The 12,019-nt window shown below is 33.4% G+C and carries 8 protein-coding genes and 3 pseudogenes; 4 read left to right on the top strand and 7 right to left on the bottom strand.

Annotated elements, in window-relative coordinates; all coding sequences use genetic code 11:
* Nucleotides 1-6: 6 nt before the first annotated feature.
* From R4Z10_RS10460 to R4Z10_RS10450, 3 genes are all read right to left on the bottom strand, one after another.
* Nucleotides 7-729, bottom strand: a complete 723-nt coding sequence (locus R4Z10_RS10460; protein ID WP_338473098.1) for a CsxC family protein — start codon at nt 727-729, stop codon at nt 7-9.
* A gap of 327 nt (nt 730-1,056) precedes the next feature.
* Nucleotides 1,057-1,731: a hypothetical protein gene (locus R4Z10_RS10455; RefSeq protein WP_338473097.1), complete on the bottom strand. Its 675-nt coding sequence runs from the start codon at nt 1,729-1,731 to the stop codon at nt 1,057-1,059.
* Nucleotides 1,725-1,940: a hypothetical protein gene (locus R4Z10_RS10450; protein WP_338473096.1), complete on the bottom strand. Its 216-nt coding sequence runs from the start codon at nt 1,938-1,940 to the stop codon at nt 1,725-1,727. Before R4Z10_RS10450 ends, R4Z10_RS10455 begins: the two co-directional genes overlap by 7 nt.
* Nucleotides 1,941-2,386: 446 nt before the next feature.
* Here R4Z10_RS10450 and R4Z10_RS10445 point away from each other — a divergent pair, with 446 nt between their 5' ends.
* Entirely contained in the window at nt 2,387-3,706 is a 1,320-nt protein-coding gene (locus R4Z10_RS10445; protein WP_338473095.1) for a YheC/YheD family protein, read from the top strand.
* Between the two features lie 369 nt (nt 3,707-4,075).
* Complete coding sequence (locus R4Z10_RS10440) at nt 4,076-5,431, top strand: YheC/YheD family protein (RefSeq protein WP_338473094.1); 1,356 nt, start codon at nt 4,076-4,078, stop codon at nt 5,429-5,431.
* 528 nt (nt 5,432-5,959) lie between these two features.
* Here the strand turns inward: R4Z10_RS10440 and R4Z10_RS10435 are convergent.
* The 4 genes and pseudogenes from R4Z10_RS10435 to R4Z10_RS10420 all read right to left on the bottom strand — a co-directional run bounded on the left by R4Z10_RS10435 (nt 5,960) and on the right by R4Z10_RS10420 (nt 10,152).
* A pseudogene (locus R4Z10_RS10435) lies at nt 5,960-7,139 on the bottom strand (IS110 family transposase).
* Nucleotides 7,140-7,277: 138 nt separating this feature from the next.
* Nucleotides 7,278-8,041: pseudogene (istB, locus tag R4Z10_RS10430) on the bottom strand (IS21-like element helper ATPase IstB).
* Nucleotides 8,041-9,586, bottom strand: a pseudogene (gene istA, locus R4Z10_RS10425) (IS21 family transposase). The pseudogenes istB and istA overlap by 1 nt, the downstream one beginning before the upstream one ends.
* A 407-nt stretch (nt 9,587-9,993) precedes the next feature.
* Nucleotides 9,994-10,152, bottom strand: a complete 159-nt coding sequence (locus R4Z10_RS10420) for a hypothetical protein (protein ID WP_338473093.1) — start codon at nt 10,150-10,152, stop codon at nt 9,994-9,996.
* A gap of 392 nt (nt 10,153-10,544) precedes the next feature.
* Between R4Z10_RS10420 and R4Z10_RS10415 the strand changes: the two genes are divergently transcribed.
* Complete coding sequence (locus R4Z10_RS10415; protein ID WP_338473092.1) at nt 10,545-10,817, top strand: hypothetical protein; 273 nt, start codon at nt 10,545-10,547, stop codon at nt 10,815-10,817.
* A 210-nt stretch (nt 10,818-11,027) separates the two neighbouring features.
* Nucleotides 11,028-11,762: a YheC/YheD family protein gene (locus tag R4Z10_RS10410; RefSeq protein ID WP_338473091.1), complete on the top strand. Its 735-nt coding sequence runs from the start codon at nt 11,028-11,030 to the stop codon at nt 11,760-11,762.
* Nucleotides 11,763-12,019: the final 257 nt, after the last annotated feature.

Here is a 12,019-nt window from a genome sequence, read left to right as displayed (position 1 = left end):
TTATTATTAACAAGATTTATGTGGATGTTTTTTATGTCCCATTTCTACAGGTTGTGTTTGAGTTAAACGAACCAATAATTCAAGCGACATTTTTTCAGTAAGCATATTAAAATGGCCATCGCAATCAAAATTGTGTGGAAATTCCATTTCAGTAATTTCAGCTCTCATTAATCTACATTTAACCGGCTCATTAAATGCCTCAAATGTAAATGAGCCAAAACTGCAGCGGTTGGATCCCATTCCATCATGATCGATTTCTCTGATTTCATCTACTTGACTACTCTTTTGGCTAGTACTTATCATCAAATCATTTACACCTTTAATCCGTTTAAAGCATTTAAAAGGAATATTGACTGCAAAATCTCTAACTATACTATTGCAGCTTTCAGTGAATTGAATATTTTTATGCACAAACCCTTCGATAAATAAATTGAGCTCATTTGATACCTCTCCCTTTTCTCTTGGGATCGGTATGGCCTTGCATTGGGTTAAATGAACGTTTTTGCGAATGTTTTTAATATCATTTGCTGCATGCGGTAGCTCAATATCAGCTTCAACACTCACATGTAGTGGAACCTCAGCGATAATGACTTCTCTTTCAAAACCAAGGCGATTATCTACACGACCTACTTCACAATCACTCTTCGATTCTACTTGTTCACAAGCATTTACCGGTGGACAGTGATGGTGATCATGATGTCCATAGCTGCACTCAAAACGATTATTCATTAAAACTCCTCCTGTTATAAACAAAATTTTCAGTCTTAAAACAATAAAGTCAATACCTTTTACAGATATGGCTCTAATTGTTTGACTTACTATTTATATATGTCAGGAGGAAGGGGTTTGCTAGGACAAGTGTCACGGGACGGGAACACATTTTTACAAAGAGCCAGGTAAGGATTGTGATTCTACTTACCTATTCTAAATTTATAGTTCAATATCCTTAATAATAAGGTTGTCTTAATTTTTAATCTACTGGTACTAACTTTACAAAAAAAAAATGATCAAAGCCCCAACTCGACTTCCGAGAAGGGCTTTGATCGCGTTCTTTATTTACTTAGAATCGTCGTCACATTTATTTTTTTTACGATCATTTTTATTTTCTTCAATTTCAGATGCTGTTAACACTACATTAATTACATCAATATTTGGTCTATTTCCGTTTCCATTGCCATTTCCGTTTCCATTGCCATTGCCATTTCCATTTCCGTTTCCATTGCCATTAACAACTGGTGTAAGTCTTTCTATAGTAAGGAAATACGAGTTATTTCCACATTCTGGATCCTCATCTACCACTTGGAAATGAGTTGTCACAGGGGCAAAACCTAGCACAAAGTCAAGGGCAGCCGGACCTCCTGGTTCTTCAGGTGGTGTTTCAAAATCAATTCCAGTAATATTAAACGGAGCCGAATCAATAAAGGAACAAAGTGGTTCTGCATTGTTTGGAAATCTTGTTGGATTCCCTCTCCAGATCGTAAATCTAGCTTGAACTGCTGTAACCAAATCCTCAAGAACTTCAAGATCTTCAGGATCAATTGTACCTGGGGTTAAAGGCACAGGGATTTCAAATGCATCTGTTTCGTTTGGCTGCCAGTTTACTGTTGCATGCAACCAAACACGGTCATTGTTATCATCGATATTAACACGTACTTTGCCAATTATAGTATCGAAGTTACCTAATCCATTTTGAATACCGCATTTGTCAAAGACATCAAATTCTGTTAACAAACCTTTTTCCTTGTCATTCTTTTTGTCATCGCAACACTTCTTGTCATCGCAATGCTTCTTGTCATCGCAATGCTTCTTGTCATCACAACACTTTTTGTCATCGTAATACTTCTTGTCATCACAACACTTTTTGTCATCACGACATTTATGGCAAGTGCAAGGTTTTTTGTTAAAACATTTATCGTCGTGTTCGTGATGGCCATAACCATAAGTTGGACGTCTCATTAAAAATCATCTCCTATTTTTTATTAATTTTCTCAATTGTGAAACTTCGAATGGCGTGATTAACCTAAGATTAATCGCTCCTTTCTTAAGAATCTAATATAATATATTAAAAATAAATGGATTGGTTTATGTATTAGTCTATTTTTTAATAAATGGACTCCTTTTTTAAAATTACAAGTAATTGAAAATAAAAGTGATGATTTTATTTCATTAATTTATAGAAATTCAGTCCCCACTATTAGTAATGTATAAGCGGAGCAATATCTTACCTATATCTTATGGATGTTTATACAAACGTTTTTTATAAAGCTTCATACACTAATAGTAATAAGAAGCGTTCCATAAAAGAGGTTATAAGAAGAAATATCTACAAGACGACAATTAATAAGAATAAGATGAAGTGAAATCAATAAACATGGAGTTGAGAAGGTTGGATTCTAAAATTTCTTTAATAGGAGATTATACTTCAGAAAATTGCGTATACATTCATCCAATCATGGCGGATAGGATGAATGTTAAAAATGGAACAGGAACCATTAAATTTGGAACACAAACTAACACTATAAACATTATTATTTCTTCCAATTATAATGAAAATGAATTATCCATTTCTATTAATGTTATAAATAAATTAAAAGTTCCTTTATTCTGTTTATTTGATTTTATTAATGATCAACAAAATCTAATGATCGGACCTTTTATTGGTATATTAGCTGCACGGACTAAAGGTTTTCTAGATGTCAATACTTTTTCTGATTATCTACACCACTATGAACAAATAGGTGGAGCAATTATGGTTTTCTCTTTAGATGAAGTTTCTCAAAAAGAACAAACCATACAAGGATTTGTATTTAATCCGATTAATAAACAATGGAAAAAGGATACATATTATTATCCTTCTTCACTCTTCTTACGAATTGGTTGGTTTGGTCCAAACTGGCAAAGTCATTTCGAATCCTTCATGGGTGATACAATTTTTAACAATTTCTACTACGATAAATGGAGAATATACAAACGTTTAAAAAGCTCACCAGAATTAATAAAACATCTCCCCGATACCCAGTTATATACAAAGCCTTCTGACATTTTACTATTTTTAGAGAAATACCAATCCTTATATCTTAAACCTCTAAATTCCTCAAGAGGTCAAGGAATTATGAAAATAGAACAATTAAGTAAGGATCGTCTTTTAGTACATTACCTTAAAGGTAAAAAACTGATTAAAACAATCTTAAATAATCAAAATGAGATCAATTACTTTTTTAGGCAAAGGGTAAAGTCAAAAAAGTATCTAATTCAACAAACAATAAATCTTATTTCACAAAACAAAAGTATTATTGACTTTCGAATTTACTTAACAAAAGATAGCACAAAAACATGGAAATACATTACAGTATTTTCTAGAAAAGGAAGACAAAAACAGATTGTCAGTAATGTTTCTAAGGGGGGAATGGCTGGGGATGGCCTCCAGATATTAAAGGACACTCTGCATTTAGATGATCATGAATTAAGCGAAATTGAAGAGTCAATACAAAGTGTTGCATTAAAGGCAGTTAAGGCCATTGAGCGGTCAGGAGTTCATTTTGCTAACACAGCAATAGACATAGGAATTGATAATAATAAAAAGATATGGATTATTGAAATACAATACTGTGCACCTGGTCATAGTAGTTTGCAACGTAATAAAACCATATATTACAGATATTTAAACACTATTATGCAATACGCTAAGAAATTAGCAGGTTTTTAATGATTTAAGCTCGAACTATATTATATTTTGCACTAAGTGTGTTCTAATTTTTAGTAGATTATTTCTTAGCTCCCAAAAAGAATTTGATCAAAAGGACGTTAGAACCACTTTTCCTTACAATTAAACACCTAGTATAACAACCTATTTTTACCATCATTTATATAACTTGAAGACTACTATTCATGTTTATTGTAATTATGAAATATTAACCCCTGTAATTTTTGTCCTCCATTACCTTAGCTATTATGAACTATTCAATTTATCTCTCTATAATTTAAACCCTTTTTTAATGGTTCATTATATTTGTAAATCATGCCCTAATATTACATGTATGTTAACAAGTACCTTTATTTATTGAGGAGGAATACAATGTACGTTATCCGAAAAACTTATCAAAGTCCATGCTCTATTACTGTCAGTGGAGATTTGGCTTCAAAGCTAATGATAAAGGAGAATAAAACATTATTGTTACAGCATGGGCTAGAATCTACAGAAGTTTCCACCCATATTGAAAGTGATTATAAAAAAACATTTATTGGTGTTTCCGAAGATATATTAAATCAACTTGGTCTTCAATTAAACGTAAAATATGACCTCCTTATAAAGGATAATACAATTATACTTGGACCGATAATTGGTATGTTGGTTTCTAGAGATGAATCAGAGTTAGAATTACAAGTAAAGGAAAATAATTTGCATAGATATATCCATTTTTATGAGCAAATTGGTGGGATGGTTATTGCCTTCTCACTAGCAGGAGTTAATAAAGACAAAAATAAAATAAAAGGATATCTATATGACCCAACTTCAAATACTTGGAAAAAAGGGGTATATCCATTTCCACAAGCTATATTTAACAGAATGACTTTACCGACAGAGTGGAGAGTTTATTTTAAATCTTTAATCGGAAATAAAGTCTTTAATGATTTTTATTTAAACAAAATGAAAGTGTTTGAACTACTATCCCTGTCTCAAGATATTAGAAAACATTTACCTAATACAGTTTTATACAGTTCCACCTCAGATCTTTATAATTTATTAGACCTTCATTCTAAAGTCTATATAAAGCCGATAGCAGGAAGTTTTGGTAAAGGGATCTATAAGCTGAAAAAAATAGGGAAGCAATTCTCTTTAAGTTACAAAAAAGAATACATTAAAAAAAATAAAAAAAGGACGAAATATATAAAGTTGAATTTTCAATCTTGGGATCTTGTAAGAAATTACTTATCAAAGACATTAAGGTTTAAAAAGTACATCATTCAACAAGGAATTGATACAAGTTTTCAAAAACACTGTATTACAGATTTTCGTATGATTTTAGTAAAAGATAAGAATGGAGATTGGCAAGATATATGGCTATATGGAAGAACAGCAAAAAATAGTATTGTTAGCAATCGAACTAACGGTGGTATTTTAACAGATGGGGAAGAAACATTAAAACGTTTATTTAAAATAAATGACAGTGAAGTAACGGAAATTCGTAAAAAAATAGCCAATATTGTTATTTCAGGTGCAAAAATGTTAGATTCGAAACATCATTATGGACATTTTGGAGTAGATATTGCTGTTGATAAAAACAAATATATTTGGATTTTAGAATATAATAATAGGGACCCTAACCATTATGCTGCTAAACATGCAGGGAGGATGGATATTGTATATAACGCTTATTTATCAAACTTATTATACGCAAAATATCTAGCAGGTTTTGTAAATAAAGGCTGAGGATAATTAAAAATTAACGTTTCTTGTAGAAATGTAACCAAACGCAATCGTGACCTTTTCGGAAATTGTTCAAATTTAACAGACCAAGACCGTCTACCTATTATCTACAATACGACATTCTACCTTAAAATCATTACTAGAAAACGGGAAAAGTCTTCCTACTGTATTTATAAATAGGTACAAATGTGTTAAAAAGGTGGCATTGTAAAATGATTGTAATGCCTAATATTGGATTTAATTTTATAGGCTGAATTAATAAATTTCTATGATCTTTATATAAAGAATTAACATGCAATTTCAGCCCTTCCCCACAAACAAACGTTCCTAAAGATATTCGATTTACCATTGGATTACAAAATTAGAACTTTGCCTTTGTGTATATTTAACCTTAGAGATACGGTCTGGAGATTAATTTCTTGACCTTTTTTCTATTAGCTTTCTTTTTCTGTAAAAATAAAATCTTGTTTTAGTTCTATGTTGTTTGTCGAAACTAACTAACAATTGAATTTTAACAATAGGAAAGCAGAGCTACCGTAATTTACGGTTTCTCGTATAACTATTCAATATTTTGTCTATAATGCTAATTTGCAGTAGGCTCGTGGTAGGTTCTTTGTTTTGAAGCATATGATAGAAAATGGTAAGCATTCGATGTCCGATTGCAACGAGTGCTTTCTTCTTTCCTCTTCTCGCAGCTATTGACCAAAATTTATTTGCTAACATTTTATTCTGACTTTTTGATACAGCCTAAGCAGCTTCACACAACGAAGATATTATACGGAGATTCCCTTTTACGGTTCGTGTACTTTTTCACTTTCCTGCACTTTCATGATTTCCAGGAGACAATCCTGCCCATGATGCAAGATGCTTGGATGTTGAGAATCGGTACATATCTACCCCAATTTCTGCTATGATGACAGCCGCAGTATCTTTCTTTATTCCAGGCATTGTTACGAGAAGTTCAACTTCTTCTTTATAGTTTATTAAAATTTGAATGATTCTGTTTTCAATATCTAAATTAATTATTCTAAATAAACAATGTGCATCCAAGATTGTTTGATAAGAAAAAGTTGATGATCATTCAATGTGCCAAACAAAGAATCCGTAATTAATTGTTTCTTGTGTGCCATTCTTCCGTGAATATTTTGTTCAACCTCTTCTTGGTCAATATAGGCATTAGCCATTAGTTGTTCTAATAGTTTTCTTCCTGAAACTCCAAATACATCTGAAATTACTGTACTTAATTTGATGTTTGAAGTCTCTAATACCTTTTGGATTCGGTTCTTTTCAGAAGTAATATGTCCTATCCATTTCTATCCCAGACGGGTTAAATCCCGTAAGTTACGAATAACCTCTGGAGGAACAGAAACTTTCTCTATCAAGCCATGTTTTACTAACTTGGTAATCCACTCCGCATCCGAAACATCTGTTTTCTACTCGGTACATTTTTAATTCGCTGGGCATTTGCCAAAGTGATATCAATCCAGGATATTATAAACGGGCTTCCAATAAATTCCCGTGCTTTCCATTGCGATGTGTGTTACTTCTTTTCTTCAAGCCATTTAAGAAGTCGAAAGAGATCTTTGGTCATAGTAGGAAATGTTTCGATCTCTTTTACCATGTTTGGCTCTGATTCACCAAGAAGTTCACAGGCTACACTAGTTTCTGAATGGACATCTAAGCCTGCACAACGTTTGTACAATGTTTCCATATAACTCCACCTTTTAAATTGGATTCCACAAACAGTGGAATGAATTTGAAATTAAACATTTTTCTATTCATAGTCATCTTTCGACTGAGAGAGCTGTAGACGTCAAGTAGAATTTTACACTAATTGCTCGTTTCCTTTTTACACTTCTGCTGAAAAAATGCTTTTACGGTTTTTCATCCGATGGCTTTCCTCATCCTCTCCACCATGTATAACTTCCACATGATGAAGTAAACGGTCTAAGATAGCTGTCGTAATACTTGATCCCCAATTAAATTACCCCATTCATCTGGACTTTTATTTGAGGTCAGCATGATCGAACTTCGTTCGTATAAATGATTAATTAAATGAAAAAATAAGTTTGCTTCTCTCCGGTCCATTGCCATGTACATTAAATTATCAATAATCACAAGATCGGCATTTCTAATCCGTTTGAGTTGAACTTTAGATTTATTCAGGTATTCTTCAGTTTTTAGAAGCTGCACAAGCTCTCCCATTGTAGCGAAGTAAGCATTGAATCCTCTATGAACGGCTTCAAGTCCCAGCCCAATTGCTTTAAAACGTTTTTCAGATTCCAGGGGGACCTAGGAGAATTAAATTGTATTGTTGCTCTAACCAACTCAATTCCCGAAGTTGAGAAAGCTGGCGGGCTGTTAAAACGTTTTGACCTTTAAGTTCAAACTCATCTAATGACTTCACGAAAGGGAAGCGTGCCCCTTTCATTCTTCTTTCAAGGCTCTTTGCTTCACGTTTTGCTAATTCATATCTTGTGATAGATTCTAAGAATTCCAATTAGGTCCATGATGCCTTTTCAGCTTCGCGAAGAAGCTGTGGTAGCTCCTCCACCGTCTCTGAAAACGTAACTGACATAATTGGTCTTGTAATTCATGCGCTGTCTTGTTCATCATGCTCGACCTCCTAAAATGCTAGTATACGCATTTAAAGAACGGGTAGAGACCTTAATATGAGGCTGTTTTATTGGACTGGCATAAAAAGGATCGTTCCTCTATAACTGGTTCATTACGCAATGTATCAAGGTGATGTGCGATATCCCGAAAATCATTCGCACTGTATAGTTTCTCTGTCATACACTTAGTCATCACAATATTAATTAATGCTGGATACTGTCGAATTACCTTGTAGATGATCGCAAACTGGTCTCGACTATACCTCGGGTATTTTTGGCTAATTTCATCCAAGTAAGCTGCTGCTTGTGTCTTATTTTAAAAATAAGATATTAACCGTTGCTTAAGCTCTTCAATCCCTCTGGAGCGATTACGATTATGATGACGGTTTTGAATGAGTTTTCCTTTTTCTGAGCTAATAAGATGCTCGGCAATTACCTCACCATTTGCTTTTCCGCGAATGACAAGCTTCTTTGGCTCTTCGCCTGTCGCTTCAATCCATACAAGATTCTCGCTCATTGTTTGATAAGTTTCAAGTGGGACAGAATAACGGTTTGATTTATAACGGCTCGTGTTGTCCTTACTTATACTTCTTATTATACTTTGATTACTGGTACTTTCATATGAAAGTAACGAAGAGACTGGCTGTAAGTGTTGCTTTTCGAGGAGAAACACTTCTGCTGGTCTTTTTTTTTGTGGTCTGGTGAACCTGATGGTTCCCAGTACGCTCAAGCCACTGTAGTGCTCGATTATTCCAATCTTCTATGTCACTAAAAACCCGACTGTCAGCGAAATTGCCTTTTATGTATTTCACTACATTTTCCATCATGCCTTTAAATTCTGGATCAGCTCTCCTACACAAGTGAACTTTGAATTTACGCTCATTTACATAGCTTTGAAATTCAGCTGTCAAAAGCAGCTGACCTGCATTTTCACTCACTGTGATCAAATGGTCCTGATCATAAACGATTTCTTCCGTTCGTCCTCCTTAGAACAAAAATGCATTTTCATGACAGTTAATCGCATCTCTTGTAGTAAATGGAATTGCTCGCCATTCCATATATTTATGTCTGGAGTGAGCGAGTACAAAGGCAATAAAGTACAGTTTGATTTCTCTGTTGTCTGTCGTCTTCTGTTTTGTTTGACCCCAGTCTACCTGAAGTTATTTGCCCATTGGTTGCTCAGGAACTGCTTCGTATTGACGGACAATGGCCTTTTTCTCAATCTGATAGACTTCTCGAATATCTTTCACATAAGCTCTCACAGTACTTTCACCGACCGATAGTCGGGATATCTCTCCAAAAGCCAATCATGAATCTGAGCACTACTCAGGTGAGGATATTCTTCTAGCCAAGCAAGTCTCTCCAGTCTTTATAGTGATCTAGTATTTCTTCTTCACCAAAGGTTGTTCAGTGTAAGCTCGTGCCTCATCAAATGTCATTTCTAAATACTTATGGGACAGTTGGCCTTGAGATCTTAAGCTCCTTAGCGATTTGTGCCTTTAGATTTTCTTTTACGTAGTTCATGAATCTTTACATATAACACTAACTTCTCCTCCAAAAGCCTAACCTCCAGTAAAATAACATCAATATCTATTTTACTAAAGTAATAGGTTGATTGAGCAAAAGTATAAAATCTTATCAAGCGAAAACTGTTAACTTTATTATAGCGTTTACAAGAGCTAACAATAGATTGTGCATCAAATTCACTCCAACAGTTTTTATTACAGTGTTAAACCACCATGTCATATACTCACTGTTTCTGTTATCTACATTATTGAAGGCGATATCTATTTTCATTCCTGGGTTGAGAGCGAGAGATCATGAATGTTTTTATGTGTCAATAATTTAAATCTAATATTCTAATTTGTTTTCATGCAGACTGTGTTAGTAAATCAAGCTACACTTAACAGCTGTCAAATTACATTCGTTTGCAGGACAATATATTCTGTGTCAAATCAGTAAATTTATACATATCTTTTCGTCATTCTCCTTAAATTCCCGTAAATCCTCTCCTACAGGCCATTTTCCATCCACTCCCCTACCAGTTTTCTTATTGCATTTCACCTCATGAGAGCGGAAGAATATAGTTGCTTCTTTTACTGTACTCATTTTGTTAATCTCCTTATTCGTCGTTTATCGATGTTTACTTAACACTTACTAATTTTGCCGTTTAATATTCATTGATGTCGTTATGTATACGACGTATGAGGCCTATGAAGCCTAAGCGAACTATTCTATTAGTTGATATCTATCTATGAATATTAGCATCAAAAACAAAGGTAATATTTGATTCTCAAATTATTTAATTTTAATTTTGAAACCTGTTACCTTAAAATTAAAAACTCGTTAATTTTACTTTACGGTTACATCGTTATAAATGGTTTTAGAATCAGATAAATAGTAATGATAATTAGACGAGTAAACATTTTTTTAACATTCCCAAGCATATAGTTATAAATTTACATAATATGATACTAGAAAAACGAAAGGAGGAAAGAACTATGGGAGCAAATGGTTGTTTGTTGTGTGTCAATACCTTTTTGGCAAGTTACACAAATGCTCTTGAGAACCTAGAAGGACGACCCCTAGTTAATGCAATCATGGGATTCCAATCACTTTTAGAAGATTGTGTGGAGCAAGCTGGTCCATGTAATCAATGTGTAGGGAATTTCTTGGACCAGTTAACAGACGCTTTAGCTTTGCCAGGTGTTGGTAATATATTACCAGCAGTTGCGGCCGCCGTTGATCGTGTGGAGGCATGTTTAGGTTTATAGGTAAAAGCTCTTAAAAACAATTAGAGGCTTTTAAAAAGTATTTGAGCATTAAATGATACTACGAAAACAAGTATATTTAGCTGGGGATTATTTTATTATGATCTCCAGCATATAGAACTCAAAAGACTTCTTAAGAAACAACAGGAATTTGTCATCACTTTATAGCAGATAGTATCAAGAAAAAATTATAAGAAAAGGAGCGACCTATTTATGAAGCTTTCAAAAGGGAAATGGAGTAAGTATAAGTTAATGAAAGATGAAAAAGAACTCTCATTATACTTACCAGAAACTAAACTATTTTCTGCAAAGAACTTATGGAATATGATCAGGAAATACAACGAAGTGATCATAAAGCCTTCTCATGGCTCTAACGGGAAAGGAGTAATCCAAGTAACTTCAAAAGGGGAAAGTCGGTATGAAATACATGTTGAAAAGAAAAAAATAATATTGCAAGGTAAAAATCAAACAGTTCATTATCTTATAGAAAACCATCTATCTAACAAAAAAATCTATATCGTACAACAAAGAATACCACTTGCTACCATTAACAATAGTCCATTTGATTTGAGGGTTATGGTACAACGTAAAAAAAAATCCTATAAATGGAGTATGACAGGAATAGCTGCTAAAGTAGCCTTAGATGGTTATTTCGTTACGAATATGGCTCAAAAGATTCTTCCTATTGAACAGGCTATTCAGAGCTCTAACATAGCAGGTGTTAATGTTTCTAATTTATTAAACAAAATCCACAGAATCTCTCTTATAACAGCAAAACAATTAGAAAAATTCTATCCGCATAGACGTACACTTGGACTTGATATTGCAATAGATAAAAATGGAAAACTATGGATTATTGAAGTCAATCTTGAACCTAGCATTTTCCTTTTTAATTTTTTAGAAGATAAAACTATAATCGAAAAAATTAGAGCATTTAATAGAAGATAGAGTTTTGTTATTGAAGATTGGCAAAGCGATACTTTATAGATCAGCAATATCGGTATATCTATAATCAACTTTATAGCCATTGCCAATAATTATGTATAATTAACATAGATACCCTGAATCTAAATTCTATTTTTCCTCAATACACTTCTTTTCACTTGTTGGCTTAGCATTTATATCAACCATGTTATAGCATATTGGGTCCCTTTTTATATCCCACCAATCTTAAACCTTAATAATAGATATTCAGTAAAATTTGT

Origin of the sequence: Niallia sp. XMNu-256 (assembly GCF_036670015.1) — a bacterium.
Lineage (GTDB): Bacteria > Bacillota > Bacilli > Bacillales > Cytobacillaceae > Bacillus_BD.
The sequence above is the reverse complement of the archived record's forward strand: the minus strand, read 5'-3'. Positions and strand labels throughout refer to the sequence as shown.